Here is a 14,938-nt window from a genome sequence, read left to right as displayed (position 1 = left end):
ATTCACGGCGTACCCCCGCCCGCGAACACTCAGGGGTGCGACGAAGGAGCACGTTCTCGGCGTACCCCGCCCTACCTGGGGGTGCGACGAAAGAGCATGTTCTCGGCGTACCCCGCCCTACCTGGGGGTGCGACGAAAGAGCATGTTCTCGGCGTACCCCGCCCTACCTGGGGGTGCAACGAAAGAGCATGTTCTCGACGTACCCCGCCCTACCTGGGGGTGCGACGAAGGAGCACGTTCTCGGCGCGCCTCCGCCGATGGACTGACCGAAGGGTGCGACGAAGGAGTACCCGTAGGGAGGGAAGAGGCGGAGTTAAGCGCCGAGAACAGCGGCACCAGCCGCAAAACAACACAGAGAGGACCATCAGTGGAGATTTCGGGTTCCGCCGCCATTGTCACCGGAGGCGCGTCCGGCCTCGGTGCCGCCACCGCCAAGCGGCTCGCCGACGCGGGCGCCACCGTCTTCGGCCTGGATGTCCCCCAGTCCATCGAGCGCGCGGGCGACAACGTCCCCGCCGGCGTCACCCTGATCGCGGCCGACGTGACCAGCGGTGACGAGGTCGCCGCCGCGATCGCCACGATCGCCGAGGGCCCGGCGCCGCTGCGCATCGTGGTCAACTGTGCCGGTGTGGGCTGGGCGGGTCGCATCCTGTCCAAGAACGGCCCGCACGACCTGGAGCTGTTCCGCACCGTCATCACCGTGAACCTGCTCGGCACGTTCAACGTGATGCGTCTGGCCGCCGACGTGATCGCCAAGACCGAACCGGTCGACGAGTACGGCCAGCGCGGCGTGGTCATCAACACCGCCTCGGTCGCGGCGTTCGAAGGCCAGATCGGCCAGATCGCCTACTCCGCCTCCAAGGGTGGCGTCCACGGCATGACCGTCCCCGCCGCGCGCGACCTCGCCCAGTTCGGCATCCGCGTCAACACGATCGCCCCCGGCATCATCGACACCCCGATGCTGGCCGGCGTCACCCCCGAATACCGCGCGGGCCTCGAAGCCGGCGTCCCCTTCCCCTCCCGCCTCGGCCGCCCCGACGAATACGCCCAGCTGGTGGAATACATCGCCGCGCACGACTACCTCAACGGCGAGACCATCCGCATGGACGGCGCCCTGCGCATGGCACCGCGCTAGTCACGCGGTACGCCGATCGACGGCGCCCTGTCCACCCGGGCAGGGCGCCGTCGGCGTCTCAGGGCGCGGTGCCGATGCCGAAGAGTGCGGTGGTGCGCAGTGGAGTGTTCGGGCGGTAGGTGACGGTGAGATGGTCGACGGCCGCTTCCGTGCGACGTTGCCATTCCTGCTCGCCCACTTCGTCTCTCACGACGGCGAGGTTGGCGCTGCTGCGGGTCAGCGATTCCCACAGGGCGGTGGCATCCGGGTAGTGCACCTCGACGGTGTGCTGCTCGATCCGCACGTCGAGCAAGCCTGCCGCGCGCATCTCCGCGTCGAAGACTCTGGGGTTCTCGAGGCTGCGCGGATTCGGTTGTGGCAGTGCGGCTGTCGGATCAGTCGCAACGAGCGCGCCGAATAACGCGCGCATGAGGGAGGATTCGGCCGCAGACGCCCAGGCGGCGACGACCGCGGTGCCGCCGGGGCGCAGGACGCGGTGCAATTCGGCGAAGCCCTTGGCCCGGTCGGGGAAGAACATCAGGCCGAACAGGGAGAAGGCCGCGTCGAATTGGTTGTCGTCGTAGGGCAATGCCTGTCCGTCACCGACCTGCGCGGTGATCGTGGGCTGGTCGGCGGCGGCCGCGACCAGGTGGTCGATCATCGACGCCGAGAGATCGACGGCTCGCACTTCGGCCCCGAGCTCGGCGGCCGCGATGCTCAACAACCCGGTACCCGCCGCCACGTCGACGATCTTCGATTCCGAGCTGATGGTGACGTATTCGAGTGCGTGAGCGGCGAAGGGAGCGAGCACGGTCGCGCCGGTCGCGGCGTATCCCTCGGCGACGAGATCCCATGGGCTGACACCGGACGACAACTGTTCTGACATAACAACATTCATACCGGGTGCCGGCAGGTGGTCAACACGCGAAAGTCGCGGTGGTCGAGGGTGCGGATGTCCTCACACCGGGCGGGTGAAGGTGATCAGGGCGCGGCCTGGGCCGTTGTAGTCGGGAATGGGGCCGGTGACTGTGAAGCCGAGGCTGCGGTGGAAGTCGATCGAGGTGTAGTTGGCGGGGGATGTTATCGCGGTGACGGTGGTGCGGTTGTCGGAGCGGGCGATGGTGAAGAAGGCTTCGTAGAGGGTTCGGCCGAGGCCGGATTTGCGGGCGTCGGGGCGGACGGCCACGAAGTGGATGTAGGCCGTGTACGGGTCGGACGGTGAGCCGAAGCCCACCAGGAAGCCAGAGATTCCGTCGCCGTCGGCGGCTATGAGGCTGGTGCGGTGGAAGTGGTCGAGGAACATCCTCGGGAGGTGGTGGACGGCGGCTCGGCCCCACCAGCTGTCGACTACGCCGATGATGCTGTCGTAGTCGTCGGGTCTCGCCCGACGGATTTCGTGCCCCACCATCCCCCAATGGTGACCTGAACCCAGAGCCTCGACACCTGAATTCCGGTGAACTGTTCCGCCTCCCCACGACTTTTGCCGGTCGTGGGGAGGCGGAAACGTCGGTCTATTAGACAGTGCGGGTCAGGCGTTCGGTGAGGAGCTGGGCGAAGCGGGCGGGGTCCTTGAGTTCGCCGCCCTCGGCGAGAACCGCTGTGCCGTAGAGGAGCTCGGCGGTCTCGGCGAGTTCGGGGACCTTGCCTTCGTCGGCGTCGGACTTGCGGGCGTCGTAGGCGTCGCGCAGGCCCGTCACCAGGGGGTGGGTCGGGTTGAGCTCGAGGATGCGCTTGGACTCCGGCAGGGCCTGACCCGAGGCGCGGTACATGCGCTCGAGCATGGGGGTGAAGTCGTAGACGTCACCGACCAGGCAGGCGGGCGAGGTGGTGAGGCGGTTGGTGAGGCGGACCTCCTTGGCGACATCGGTCAACGTGCCGCCCAGCCAACCGAGCAGGTCGCCGAAGTCCTTGTCCTGCTGTTCGCGCAGGGCTTCGGTTTCCTTCTTCTCGTCCTCGGTTTCCAGGTCTACCTCGCCCTTGGCGATGGACTGGAAACTCTTGCCCTGGAATTCGGGTACCGAACCGACCCACATCTCGTCGACGGGATCGGTGAGGATCAGCACCTCGCGACCCTTGGCCGTGAAGGCTTCCAGGTGCGGCGAATTCTCCACCTGCGCACGGCTTTCGCCGGTCATGTAGTAGATCGAGTCCTGGCCGTCCTTCATCCGCTCCACATACTGCGCGAGCGTGGTGAGTTCGGATTCGGAGGCGGTGGAGGCGAAAGACGAGACGGTGAGCAGGGTTTCGCGGTTGTCGGTGTCGGAGAGCAAGCCCTCCTTGAGGACTCGGCCGAACTGCCCCCAGAACGTCTGGTACCTGGTCTGATCCTCGGCGCCCTGCATATCCTTGACCGTCGAGAGCACCTTCTTCACCAGGCGCTTGCGGATCATCTGGATCTGGCGGTCCTGCTGGAGGATCTCGCGCGAGACATTGAGCGAAAGATCCTGCGCGTCGACGACTCCCTTGACGAAGCGCAGATACTCCGGCATCAGCTCTTCACAGTTGTCCATGATGAACACGCGACGCACGTAGAGCTGCACACCGCGCTTGTGCTCACGGGTGAACAGGTCGAACGGCGCGATCGACGGAATGAACAGCAGCGCTTGGTATTCGAAGGTGCCTTCGGCCTTCATCGGGATGATCTCGAGCGGCTCATCCCAGGCGTGCGAGACGTGGTGGTAGAACTCCTTGTACTCCTCCTCGCTCACCTCGCTGCGCGGCCGCGTCCACAACGCCTTCTGCGAGTTGAGGATCTGGTCCTCGACAATGGTCTTGTCGACCTTGTCCTCGCCCTCCCCCTCGGTCACCGTGCGCTCGACCTGCATGCGGATCGGCCAGGCGATGAAGTCGGAGTACTTGCGCACGATCTCGCGCAGCTTCCATTCCTGCGTGTAATCGAAGAGGTGATCTTCTTCGTCGGCAGGCTTGAGCTCGAGGGTCACCGAGGTGCCCTGCGGTGCGTCGGCGACGGTGTCGATGGAGTAGGTGGAGCTGCCCGCGGCGGCTTCCCAGCGGGTGCCTTCGGTCTCGCCTGCCTTGCGCGTGGTGAGGACGACCCGGTCGGCGACCATGAAGGTGGAGTAGAAGCCGATGCCGAACTGGCCGATCAGCTCCTCGGCGGCGGCATCGGACTTGGCTTCGGTCAGCTTGCGGCGCAGGTCGGCGGTGCCGGACTTGGCGAGGGTGCCGATCAGGTCGATCACTTCGGCGCGGGACATGCCGATGCCGTTGTCGCGGACGGTCAGGACGCGCTTGTCCTGGTCGACCTCCAGCTCGATGTGCAGGTCGGAGGTGTCCGCGCCCAGGTCTTTGTCCTGGTAGGCGGCCAGTTTGAGCTTGTCAAGCGCATCGGAAGCGTTCGAGATCAGCTCCCGGAGGAAGGTGTCTTTGTTGGAGTAGACCGAATGGATCATCAGCTCGAGGAGCTGGTGGGTTTCGGCCTGGAACTCGAGGGTTTCGACGTGCTGCTCAGTCACGCCCCCGATGGTATTACGGCAGCTATTGCGGTGCTCCCGAGGACCCTGCGTGGTTACGCTCCGCTACCTCCTCCGGGCCCGCCGGTCACACCGCGCCGAAATCTGCCAGTGAGGGCACCTCGGCAACGGCCCGCTTCGACATCCAATCGCGCAGCACCTGGGTGGCGCGCACGTCGTCTTCGTTGTAGACGAACAGGCGGGTGCGCTGGGACATGTCGATGGCGTCGTCGTAGCCGACGGCGCGGCGGTACCAGCCCATCGACGCCTCGCCGCCCGCTTCCGGATCACGCCAGCCGAAGCCGGCGACGGGCGCGATCTTCTTGAGTCCCTTACCGTTCGGGCAGATGAACTGCTCGGTGACGGCCTGGAACATGTCGACCCATTCCTTCGAGTCGACGAAGGCACGCACTTGTTCGTGGGTCGGGATACCGGGGCGCCCGGCGAACCGGCGGGCCGATTCGTAGAGCCACTTGTCCTCGGCGGTGCGCGAATAGCAGTAGGCGGCAAAGGTTTTGCCCGCGGCGTGGGCTTCGGCGCGCCGCTCCATCAACCAGGTCCAGAACTCGCCGAACGAGCGGCCCTCGTCCTCGGTCGGCAGCGGATCCCAGGTGACGAACGGGCGGTAGACGTCGTCGAGCAGGGTGCCCCACAGGTAGGCGCCGTCTTCCTGGTAACTCTCCAGGTCGACGTCGATCTCCACATCGGCGCGACGCACGCTCACCTGCTCGAACCGGCGCACCAGCGGGGCACCGTCGATCCAGGCGCGGGCGGTGACGACGGTTTCGGTGAACGGGCCGTGCTGCCAATCGTCGGGGTCAGCACCCTCCCAAGCGGCCAGTTCGTCGACTGTCTCGATCCCGTGCAGGCGCAGTACGTCGGCACGCGAACCCGGTGCGACCAGGCTCACATCGCGCATCTGCGTCAGCGTGGCCTCACAACTGGACTCCCCATCAGGTCCACGCACCCACCACGGGCACTGCCTGCACTCGGGCACTTTCGACGGTTGGGTCGGCAGTTCGCCGCGCACCACCGCGATGCGGTCGGCGTAGCGCAGGTCGTAATCGGCCAGCACGCTCGTCAGGTCGTGCACCAGGATGCGGTCGGCGACCAGGCCGATCGCGCCGCCGATCAGCGCGGGACTGGCCATGCCGTAGCGCTGCAACATGCGGTACAGGTGGGCGAGGCGCTGCTGGTCGCGCGGCTGCGGACGCAGTTTCACGTGCTTGTCGCGGCGGGGCTGCCAGCGGAACAGGTCCGAGGTCAGTGGGTGGAAGTCGGCCGGGTCTGGCCTGCGCGGGTCGGTGACCTTGTGGTTGACCACGATGATGGGGATATAGCCGCCGCGATCGTCGTCGCGCAGCAGGATCTCGACACCGCCGCGTCGACCGGTATCGGCTTCCTGGGGCAGCAGTCCGCCCCAGATCCGGGGGGCGCCCGCCTCGATGGCGGCCATCGTCGCCGCGGCCTTGGCCCCACCACGCAAGTCCGGGTCGATCACCACCCAGTCGGCGGGGGCGGCCGCGACCAGTTCGTCGCGGATCTTGGTGCGATGGGCGGTGGCGGCGTCGCGACGCTGCTGCACGCCCGGATCCTCCCGGACCTCGGCGAGCACGCCCGGATTCTCGGCATCGAGGCGCAGGCGGTGCCTGCATCCGATCAGCGAGCGCGCGTCCAGGAAGGCGGTGCGGAAATCCGCAGCGGAAGCGGGGACCGGGCTACGCACCGGCCCGCCGTCGAAGTTGTCCTCGGCTGCACGCACGCAAGCAGTATGGGCCTTACCCCCGACACAATGCCCAATCGCTACCCTGATCGCACTACGCTACGAAGAACGGCAGGCCGCTTGGAGGCGGTGCTGCCTCATGACTTGGCGAGCATGACGGAGGGCCTGATCCCATGGGGTTGTTCAGCAAGCGGAAGCGGCGGCCGAGCCGACGCGCTGAGGCGAAAGCACTCAAGCACAAAGCCGTGGTGGAGGCGAAGCTGGGCGCCAAGAACGAGCGCAAGGCAGCAAAGGCGGGCGAGCGCGTGACCCGCCGCTCGGCCAAGGCACAGGCACGCACGGCCGACAAGGTAGCCAAGGCACAGATCGCGACCCTGCAGGCCGAGGAGAAGGCCGCCCAGAAAGCCGCCGCGAAAGCCGACCGTGAACTGTTCAGCGCGAGTCAGATCCGCAAGTACATCGGGGTCGCCCGGGTCCTGATCCCCGTGCTCGCCCCGCTGGCTTACCGCGGCGCCACGATGGTCCGCGGGCAGCTCGACGCACGCAAGGCGCAGCAGCTCGGGATCGGCATGGACCAGCTGAGCGAGTTCAGCGGGCACGGTGCGCGCCTGCAGGCCCGCATCACCAACACCGAGGACGCCCTCGACAAGATCGCCGCCGACAAGGCGGGCGATGTCGATACCAAGAAGTTCATCGACGCGGCGCGCTCGCGCCTGGCCGATCTGACCGTGGCGGTGCGCACTGCCGAGCAGATGCCCGCCGCGCGTCGCAAGGCTGTGCACGCGTCGATCTCGGCCGAGCTGGCCGTGCTCGAGAACGACGTGCTCGCCCGCCTGGGCGTTCGCTGATCCTGTCGTGACCACGCCGCAGCTCACCTCCCGCTTGCGCGGTGGTGGCTGCGGCGTACTCGTGGGTGGGCTGGCTGTGGCCGCGCACGGGCTCGGCGGTGGTGGGGTACCTCGGTCGGCGGAAATCGCACTGCTGCTGCTGGTTTCGCTGACGGCCGGGATGTTCGCCCATGGTGGCGCAGGTGCTGCGCTACGGCCGCACTCGTCCGCGAATTCACGTCGGCCCGCCGCGGTGCGCACGGCCGCGGCGTTGATCGGTGGTCAGTGGGCCGGGCACTTCGCGCTGTCGGCCACGCTCGACCATCACGGTGGGCTGCTGCATCTGCCGAGTCTGCCGATGATCGCCGCGCACCTGGTGGCGGCGTTTGCCTGTGCCGCACTGATTCTCGTTGCCGAGCGGCTCTATCTCATTGCGTCGACGGTGGTTCGGGCGGTGCTCAGCAGTCCCGCTGCTGTCGCCCACCGTGCTGTCGGCTGGTTCGCCACGGTCCCCGTCGCGCGCGGTGCTCGTCCGAGGGGTGCGCGATGTCCGCGCGCACCGCCGCTGTTGGCCTGATTCGCCACGACATCAGCACAACTCGGACAGAAGGCATTCCATGCACAACTTCATCACCCGCGGCACCGGTACCGCCGCACTCGCGGCCGGCTTGGTGCTCGCGGCCTGCGGCTCGGCGGCCGCCCATGTGACCGTCGACGCGCCGGGCGCCGCCCAGGGCAAGTACACCGTCGCCACCTTCAAGGTGCCGACCGAATCCGAAACCGCGTCAACCACCGCGCTGCGCGTCACCGTGCCGAACCTGAAAAGTGTTCGGACCGAGCCGATGCCGGGCTGGACGTCGAAGGTCGAACGCAATGACAAGGGCGAAGCGGTGGCCGTCGCATGGTCGGCTGATCCGGGTAACCCCGGCGTCGGGCCCGGCCAGTTCCAGCGGTTCGTGCTCTCGCTCGGGCCGCTGCCCTCGCAGGACACCGTGAACTTCCCGACCCAGCAGACCTACAGCGACGGCAAGGTCGTGGCTTGGGACCAGCCGTCCACCGACGGTGCCGAACCCGAGCACCCCGCGCCGGCGATCACGCTGACCGCGAAGGGCGGTGCCGAGGGCGGCGATCACCAGGTCGCTTCGGGCGCGACCGCCGCATCGGAGACCGACACCGTGGCCCGCTGGATGGGCGGCATCGGCCTGGCCCTCGGCCTGTTCGCCGCGGCGCTCGGCCTCGGCCTGGTGTTCCGCTCCCGGCGGTCGTCGTGACGCGCGCCTCGGCGATCGATCCACTCGCCGTTGGTAATTCATCGCGTCGGCCCCGGCGGATGCTCGTCGCGCTGTTCGCCGTGCTCTTCGCCTGCGCGTTCGCCGCGGCCGGCACGGCGAGTGCGCATTCCGGCGCGGTGAGCAGCGTTCCCGAGAACGGTTCGACCATCGAGGCCGGACCAGCGCGGGTCAGCGTTACCTTCAATGAGGAACTGCAGCAGAACTTTCCGTCACTGACCGTGGTCGGTCCGGACGGCAGGCTGTGGTCCAAAGGCAAGGCGCTGGTCGAAGGGCGAAGTGTCAGTGTGGAAGTGGGTGAGCTCGGGCCGGTCGGTGAGTACACGATCGCGTTCCGGGTCACCTCAGCTGACGGTCACCCTGTCAGCGGGACAAGGACTTTCACGCTGAGCAAGGCAGGCACCGGTACGCCGGGCCCGCGCCCGGGTGAGGACAAGGCCGACGGCGGCGGCGACGGCGGTGTGCCCGTGTGGGTGTTCATCGTCGGCGGCGTGGTGCTGTTCGGCGCCGGCCTCGCGGTGGCGTTGCTCGGCGGCCGATCCGGTCGCAAGAAGTAATCGACGATGACGACCGGTCGCCGGGCACCCGGCGCCGCGCTGCGGCAGTGGCGTGTCCTGGTGCCGGTCGTCGTCGCCGCGCTCGTCGGGGTGGCGCTGGCCTTGATATTGCGCCGATCCGGCGGGTTCGCGTGGGTGGCGCTCGCGCGTGTGCTCGCCGACTGCGCGGGCGCGGTCGTGATCGGCCTCGCCGCGCTGCCACGGCTCAACGACCGGCTGACGGTCACCTGGCGACCACTGGCCGCCCTCGCCGGTATCTGGTTCGCCGCGGAGTTCACCGTGCTGGTGTGCGAGGCCGCCGAGATCGTCGGTGTCCCTGTGGCCCAGCTCGGCGCGAGCGACTTCATCACCTTCCTCGGCAGGCTCAGCGGCGGTCAGATCGGCATCGCGATCCTGTTCTGCACCGGCGCGATCGCCTGCTACGCGGCGCTGGCCTTCCGTCGGCCCGATACCGCGTCGGCCGATCTGGTGCTCGTGTTCGCGGCGGTCGCGCTGTCGCTGCGGCCGATCACCGGGCACATGTCCCAGCAGATGTTCGGTTCGGTACTGGCCGCCATCCACGCACTGGCCGCCGCCTGCTGGCTCGGCCTGCTGCTGGCCATGGTCCTGGTCCTGCGCACCCGCGGCGAATGGGCCGCGACCCTGCCCCGCTACTCCACGTTCGCCGCACCCCTGGTGTGCGTCGTCGCGCTCACCGGCCTGGTCAACGGGGTGGTGCGACTCGGCGGCATCACCGGGCTGTTGACGAGCGGCTACGGACGAATCCTGCTGGCGAAGCTCACCATCGCGTGCGGCCTCGTCGCACTGGGCTGGTGGTGGCGCCGAACCTGGGTCCGCAAGGCCGCCGATCACCGCGTCACCGCCGAGATCTCCCTGCGCAACGCGGCAGCCGAGGTGCTGGTGATGGCGGTGGCGTTCGGCCTGGCAGCGACGCTGGCCGTCACCGCATAGTCACCTCGGTCACGTTCGGGATCGAGTGCCATTCGACGCCGATAGGCACCGATTAGAGTGATCGTTATGACCGAAGTGAGGATTGTTGAGGGTGGCGCCGCGCCCGCCGAGGCGGCGTTCGCCTTCATGAACGACTACCGCAACCTGCCGAAATTCTGGTACGGCATCGAGTCCTTCACTCCTGTCACCGCGCAGACCGATGGCATCGGCGCGAAGTTCGACGGGAAGATGAAACTGGGCCCCGCGTCGCTGACCTCCCGCATCGAGGTCGTCGGCTGGGAAGAGGGCCGGTTGATCGCCACCAAGTCGATCAAGGGCTTCGAGATCGTCGCGACCTTCAAGTTCATCCCCAAGAGCGCGGACACCTGCACGGTCGACGCGGTCATCGACTACTCCGTCGGTGGCGGCATCGCGGGCAAGATGCTCGGCAAGACAATCGAGCCGTTCGTGAAGATCGCGGTCAAGCACACCACCGACGCCCTCATCAACGAGATCGAGAAGTCCTACCGCGAACAGCAGGCCTGACAGGTCGAGCGCACCGCCGAGAACCTACGAATGGCGCGTCCGGGCGGGCCTGACACAATCTGATCATGACCGAATCAGCGAATGTTGTGGCCACCGCCGATCTGGCCGACGAGATCGGCCCCGAGATTCGTAGCTGCGATACGCAGTTCATCCAGTTCGGCGGCCACGCCGAATTCGCGGGCCGGATCACCACGATCCGCTGCTTCCAGGACAACCTGCTGGTCAAGCAGACCCTGAGCGGGCCGGGCGAGGGCAAGGTGCTCGTCGTCGACGGCGGCGCGAGCGTGCACACCGCACTGGTGGGCGACATCATCGCCGGCCGTGGCGTGGACAACGGCTGGGCCGGCGTGATCGTCAACGGCGCCGTACGCGACTCCGCGATCCTGCGCACCCTCGACATCGGAGTCAAGGCGCTCGGCACCAACCCCCGCAAGAGCACCCAAACCGGCAGCGGCGAGCAGGACGTCCCCGTCGAATTCGGCGGCATCACCTTCATCCCCGGCGAGATGCTCTACAGCGACTCCGACGGCGTGGTCGTACGCGCCGAGGACTGAGCGCCCCGGAGGTTCTCGGCGCGCCTCCGCCTCTGGACTGACCGAAGGGTGCGACGAAGGAGTGCCCGTAGGGAGGGAAGAGGCGGAGTTAAGCGCCGAGAACCAGCGGCGCCAGCCGCCATCTACTGAGACACCCGTACCTTGTTCCCCGCGAGCACAACAACATCGCCGATCTCGAGCTGCCTGCCCCGGCGTAACTCCACTTCGTCGTTGACGCGCACCAACCCCTGCGCGATCACCGTCTTGGCCTCGGAACCCGAATCGATCAGGTTGGCCAGTTTCAGGAATTGCCCGAGCCGGATGACAACGTCATCGATCGGCACATCAACTGGTTCCGACATGCACTAATACTTACCCCGTCGCGCGAAACCGGACACCACCGGCCCCGGCGTTGCGGCCGGTGACGAACACGCCGCGGTCACCGCCGTATGGATCCGGCGCGTTTGGACGCACACTGGATCGGTGACTCCCACACAGGCCGAGCAGCACCCAACCGTCGAGGACCGCACGCCGGTGCCCCATCGCGCGCACGGCCGGTTATCCGAGGTACCGCACATCGCCGGGTTGGTTCTCGGTGTGTTCGCGGTGCTGTTGTTCCTGTGGAGCCTCTCGCCCAGCCTGCGGATCCTCACCCAGGTGCCGCGGCACTATGTCGACACCTACTACTTCGACGCCCCCGACACCAGCCTGGTGTGGGCGTTGGTGGTCGGCCTGCTCGCCGGGGCGACCGCGGCCCGCAAGCGGATCGCCTGGTGGCTGCTGGTCGCGTACCTGCTGCTGTACGCGGTGGCCAACATCCTGGAGTTCTTCGCCGAAGACGATGTCGACGCGCTGGTCGCCTTCATCGTGCAGGTGGTGGTAATCGGGATACTGCTGGCCGCGCGTAAGGAGTTCTACACCCGGGTTCGGCCCGGCGCGCTGTGGAAGGCGCTCGGCGTGCTGGTGTCCGGGCTCGCGCTCGGCTGCCTGCTCGGCTGGGGACTGGTCGAGCTGTTCCCCGGTTCGCTGCCCGCGGGCGTGCAGCGTCCGCTGTGGGCGGTATATCGGGTCACCGCGGCCGTGCTGGTGAACAACGAGCATTTCGACGGGCATCCGCGGGCCTGGGTGAACTTCCTGCTCGGCCTGTTCGGCGCCCTCGCGCTGCTGGCCGCGGTGATCGTGCTGCTGCGCTCGCAACGCGCCGACAACGCGATGACCGGTCTGGACGAGTCGGCCATCCGCGGGCTGCTGGCGAGCAGCGATGTGGAGGACTCGCTCGGCTACTTCGCGACCCGCCGCGACAAGGCGGTGGTGTTCGCGCCGAACGGCAAGGCGGGGATCACCTATCGCGTCGAATTGGGTGTGTGCCTGGCCAGTGGCGATCCGATCGGCGCGAAACAGGCCTGGCCGCAGGCAATTCAGGCGTGGCTCGAGCAAGCCGACCGGTTCGGCTGGCAGCCCGCGGTGATGGGCGCGAGCGAGGTCGGTGCCACCGCGTACCGCAAGGCGGGACTGTCGGCGCTGCGGCTGGGCGACGAGGCGATCCTCGATACCCGCACGTTCTCGCTGGCAGGCCCGGAGATGAAGCAGGTTCGGCAGGCAGCGAACCGATTGCGCAAGAACGGTTTCGGCGTGCGGGTGCGCAGGCACCGCGACATCCCCGCCGCCGAATTCGCCGAAATCGTGGCCCGCGCGGATGCCTGGCGCGACACCGAGACCGAGCGGGGCTTCTCGATGGCGCTCGGCCGCCTGGGCGATCCACTCGACGGTGACTGCCTGCTGGTCGAGGCCGTCGATCACGATGACCGCGTGCACGCCATGCTCTCGCTCGTCCCGTGGGGGCGCACCGGCGTCTCGCTCGAGCTGATGCGCCGCGACCCGCAGAGCCCGAACGGCGTGATGGAGCTGATGATCTCGCAGCTCGCCCTGAACTCCGACCAGTACGGCATCACCAAGGTGTCGCTGAACTTCGCGGTGTTCCGTTCGGTGTTCGAGGAGGGCGGCCGGATCGGCGCCGGTCCGATCCTGCGGGCCTGGCGCGGTGTGCTGCTGTTCTTCTCGCGCTGGTGGCAGCTCGAGGCGCTGTACCGGTCGAATGTGAAGTACCACCCGCGCTGGGTGCCGCGGTTCTTCCTGTTCGAGGAACGCAGGCAGCTGCCGCGGGTGGCCACGGCGAGCGGGCTGGCCGAAGGTTTCCTGCCGCGCATCGGCAAGGCGCCCGACGCGGGCGTGCACACCGGCACGAAGTCGGCTGTTCCCGCGACCGTCACCGGCCTGCACGCCGACGGCAGCCCGCCGGAAGCACCCGAGGGCGACGACGCCGAGCAGGGTCCGCGCAGGCCCGAGCAGGTGCGGGTGCGCCTGGACAAACTCGACCGGCTCACCGCGGCCGGCATCGACCCCTATCCGGTTGCCTACCCGCCGACCCACGACATCGCCGCGGCGAGGCGCTGCCCCAAGGGCACCACGGTGCGCATCGCGGGCAGGCTCTTGCGGATTCGCGACTACGGTGGCGTGATCTTCGCGTTGATGCGCGATTGGACCGGCGAGATCCAGTTGGTGATCGATCGCGAGCGGGTCGGCGCCGATCGCAGCAACGAGTTCACCGAATTCTTCGACCTCGGCGATCTCATCGAGGTGAGCGGGCAGATCGGCACCAGCCGCAACGGTGAGCTCTCGCTGCTCGCGCAGGACTGGCGGATGAACGGCAAGTGCCTGCATCCACTGCCCGACAAGTGGCGTGGGCTGGCCGATCAGGAGGCCAAGGTCCGGCAGCGCTATGTGGACATGGCGATCAATCCCGAGACGCGCGAGGTGATGGCCAAGCGCAGCGCGGTACTGCATTCGCTGCGCGATTCCCTCTTTGTCTGGGGCTTTCTCGAGGTGGAGACGCCGATCCTGCAACAGGTGCACGGCGGTGCCAACGCGACCCCGTTCCGCACTCACATCAATGCCTACGATCTCGACCTCTACCTGCGCATCGCTCCCGAGCTGTACCTCAAACGGCTGTGCGTCGGTGGCATGGAGAAGGTGTTCGAGATCGGCCGGACCTTCCGCAACGAAGGCGTCGACTTCAGCCACAATCCCGAGTTCACGATCCTGGAAGCCTATGAGGCCCATAGCGATTACCTGCAGATGATGCACCTGTGCCGTCGGCTGATCCAGCACGCGGCGATGGCCGCCAATGGGGCCGAGGTGGCGTTACGCCCCAACGACGACGGCGGATACGACACCGTCGACATCTCCGGCGAGTGGCGGGTCAAGACCGTGCACGGCGCGGTCTCCGAGGCGATCGGCACCGAGGTGACCGCGCGCACCGAACTGGCCCGGCTGCGCGAACTGTGCGACGAGGCGGGCGTGGCCTACCAACACGGTTGGGACGCGGGCCAGGTGGTGCTGGAAATGTATGAGCACCTGGTGGAATCGCAAACCACCTACCCCACCTTCTACCTGGACTTCCCCACCTCGGTCTCGCCGCTCACCCGCTCACACCGCAGCATCGCCGGGGTGACCGAGCGCTGGGATCTGGTGGCCTGGGGCGTCGAATTGGGTACTGCCTACAGCGAACTCACCGACCCGGTGGAACAGCGGCGCCGACTCACCGAGCAGTCGATGCTGGCCGCGGGCGGCGACCCGGAGGCGATGGAACTCGACGAGGACTTCCTGACCGCACTCGAACACGCGATGCCGCCCACCGGCGGCCTCGGAATGGGCGTGGACCGGGTGGTCATGTTGATCACCGGACGCAGCATCCGCGAGACACTTCCGTTCCCCTTGGTGAAACCGCGGTGAGAACGGGTACAGATGTATACGGATCGCGACGCGTTCGCGATCAATAGTTACTCCGCCTGGCGCGCGTAAGGCTTTCGTACCGAAAGCCGCAGCGAGACGGCTAGTCTCGGAGTTCCGGCACCGGGAGGATGTCGGGCCACAACACATCGGATGG

14 protein-coding genes are annotated in these 14,938 nt (G+C 67.6%); 9 read left to right on the top strand and 5 right to left on the bottom strand.

Annotation, left to right across the window (positions count from 1 at the left end):
• The first annotated feature begins 367 nt into the window (after window positions 1–367).
• A complete protein-coding gene (locus ACFXKN_RS09390; RefSeq protein ID WP_378947021.1) occupies window positions 368–1,135 on the top strand; it encodes an SDR family NAD(P)-dependent oxidoreductase in 768 nt (255 codons plus the stop codon).
• A 58-nt stretch (window positions 1,136–1,193) separates the two neighbouring features.
• Here the strand turns inward: ACFXKN_RS09390 and ACFXKN_RS09385 are convergent, their stop codons facing one another.
• From ACFXKN_RS09385 to ACFXKN_RS09370, 4 genes are all read right to left on the bottom strand, one after another.
• The gene (locus tag ACFXKN_RS09385) at window positions 1,194–2,000 is read right to left on the bottom strand and encodes a class I SAM-dependent methyltransferase (protein ID WP_378947024.1); all 807 of its coding nucleotides are present in this window, start codon (window positions 1,998–2,000) and stop codon (window positions 1,194–1,196) included.
• 72 nt (window positions 2,001–2,072) lie between these two features.
• Entirely contained in the window at window positions 2,073–2,522 is a 450-nt protein-coding gene (locus ACFXKN_RS09380; protein ID WP_378947029.1) for a GNAT family N-acetyltransferase, read from the bottom strand.
• A gap of 106 nt (window positions 2,523–2,628) precedes the next feature.
• Window positions 2,629–4,590 (bottom strand): molecular chaperone HtpG, encoded by a 1,962-nt coding sequence (htpG, locus tag ACFXKN_RS09375; RefSeq protein WP_378947033.1) that lies wholly within the window; start codon window positions 4,588–4,590, stop codon window positions 2,629–2,631.
• Window positions 4,591–4,675: 85 nt separating this feature from the next.
• Entirely contained in the window at window positions 4,676–6,313 is a 1,638-nt protein-coding gene (locus ACFXKN_RS09370) for a TM0106 family RecB-like putative nuclease (RefSeq protein ID WP_378948178.1), read from the bottom strand.
• A gap of 170 nt (window positions 6,314–6,483) precedes the next feature.
• Here ACFXKN_RS09370 and ACFXKN_RS09365 point away from each other — a divergent pair, with 170 nt between their 5' ends.
• The 7 genes from ACFXKN_RS09365 (at window position 6,484) to rraA (ending at window position 11,013) form a co-directional block, all read left to right on the top strand.
• Entirely contained in the window at window positions 6,484–7,158 is a 675-nt protein-coding gene (locus tag ACFXKN_RS09365) for a DUF6474 family protein (protein ID WP_378947036.1), read from the top strand.
• Between the two features lie 7 nt (window positions 7,159–7,165).
• The gene (locus ACFXKN_RS09360; protein ID WP_378947039.1) at window positions 7,166–7,714 is read left to right on the top strand and encodes a hypothetical protein; all 549 of its coding nucleotides are present in this window, start codon (window positions 7,166–7,168) and stop codon (window positions 7,712–7,714) included.
• A 40-nt stretch (window positions 7,715–7,754) separates the two neighbouring features.
• Window positions 7,755–8,408 carry a YcnI family protein gene (locus tag ACFXKN_RS09355; RefSeq protein WP_378947046.1) on the top strand — a complete coding sequence of 218 codons (654 nt, stop codon included), beginning with the start codon at window positions 7,755–7,757 and terminating at the stop codon, window positions 8,406–8,408.
• A gap of 59 nt (window positions 8,409–8,467) precedes the next feature.
• Complete coding sequence (locus tag ACFXKN_RS09350; RefSeq protein WP_378948181.1) at window positions 8,468–8,983, top strand: copper resistance protein CopC; 516 nt, start codon at window positions 8,468–8,470, stop codon at window positions 8,981–8,983.
• Between the two features lie 6 nt (window positions 8,984–8,989).
• The gene (locus ACFXKN_RS09345) at window positions 8,990–9,934 is read left to right on the top strand and encodes a copper resistance D family protein (protein WP_378947050.1); all 945 of its coding nucleotides are present in this window, start codon (window positions 8,990–8,992) and stop codon (window positions 9,932–9,934) included.
• 66 nt (window positions 9,935–10,000) lie between these two features.
• Complete coding sequence (locus ACFXKN_RS09340; protein WP_378947053.1) at window positions 10,001–10,459, top strand: SRPBCC family protein; 459 nt, start codon at window positions 10,001–10,003, stop codon at window positions 10,457–10,459.
• Window positions 10,460–10,524: 65 nt separating this feature from the next.
• On the top strand, window positions 10,525–11,013 hold the full coding sequence (rraA, locus tag ACFXKN_RS09335; RefSeq protein WP_378947056.1) for a ribonuclease E activity regulator RraA: 489 nt from the start codon (window positions 10,525–10,527) through the stop codon (window positions 11,011–11,013).
• A 122-nt stretch (window positions 11,014–11,135) separates the two neighbouring features.
• On the opposite strand, the gene ACFXKN_RS09330 is transcribed toward rraA, so the two are convergent.
• Window positions 11,136–11,354 carry an RNA-binding S4 domain-containing protein gene (locus ACFXKN_RS09330; protein WP_378947059.1) on the bottom strand — a complete coding sequence of 73 codons (219 nt, stop codon included), beginning with the start codon at window positions 11,352–11,354 and terminating at the stop codon, window positions 11,136–11,138.
• A 121-nt stretch (window positions 11,355–11,475) separates the two neighbouring features.
• On the opposite strand from ACFXKN_RS09330, the gene lysX reads away from it, so the two are divergent.
• A complete protein-coding gene (gene lysX, locus ACFXKN_RS09325; RefSeq protein WP_378947063.1) occupies window positions 11,476–14,784 on the top strand; it encodes a bifunctional lysylphosphatidylglycerol synthetase/lysine--tRNA ligase LysX in 3,309 nt (1,102 codons plus the stop codon).
• The last annotated feature ends 154 nt before the right edge of the window (window positions 14,785–14,938 follow it).

This window comes from Nocardia sp. NPDC059195 (assembly GCF_042754695.1).
Taxonomy (GTDB): Bacteria; Actinomycetota; Actinomycetes; order Mycobacteriales; family Mycobacteriaceae; genus Nocardia.
Note: the sequence above shows the minus strand (reverse complement) of the source record. Positions and strands in the feature narration are given on the sequence as shown.

Bases quoted from the DNA above. Each gene is read 5' to 3' on its own strand.
- ACFXKN_RS09385 (WP_378947024.1), bottom strand. From the start codon at position 2,000: ATGTCAGAACAGTTGTCGTCCGGTGTCAGCCCATGGGATCTCGTCGCC.
- ACFXKN_RS09380 (WP_378947029.1), bottom strand. From the start codon at position 2,522: ATGGTGGGGCACGAAATCCGTCGGGCGAGACCCGACGACTACGACAGC.
- ACFXKN_RS09365 (WP_378947036.1), top strand. From the start codon at position 6,484: ATGGGGTTGTTCAGCAAGCGGAAGCGGCGGCCGAGCCGACGCGCTGAG.
- ACFXKN_RS09355 (WP_378947046.1), top strand. From the start codon at position 7,755: ATGCACAACTTCATCACCCGCGGCACCGGTACCGCCGCACTCGCGGCC.
- ACFXKN_RS09350 (WP_378948181.1), top strand. From the start codon at position 8,468: ATGCTCGTCGCGCTGTTCGCCGTGCTCTTCGCCTGCGCGTTCGCCGCG.
- ACFXKN_RS09345 (WP_378947050.1), top strand. From the start codon at position 8,990: ATGACGACCGGTCGCCGGGCACCCGGCGCCGCGCTGCGGCAGTGGCGT.
- ACFXKN_RS09340 (WP_378947053.1), top strand. From the start codon at position 10,001: ATGACCGAAGTGAGGATTGTTGAGGGTGGCGCCGCGCCCGCCGAGGCG.
- rraA (WP_378947056.1), top strand. From the start codon at position 10,525: ATGACCGAATCAGCGAATGTTGTGGCCACCGCCGATCTGGCCGACGAG.
- ACFXKN_RS09330 (WP_378947059.1), bottom strand. From the start codon at position 11,354: ATGTCGGAACCAGTTGATGTGCCGATCGATGACGTTGTCATCCGGCTC.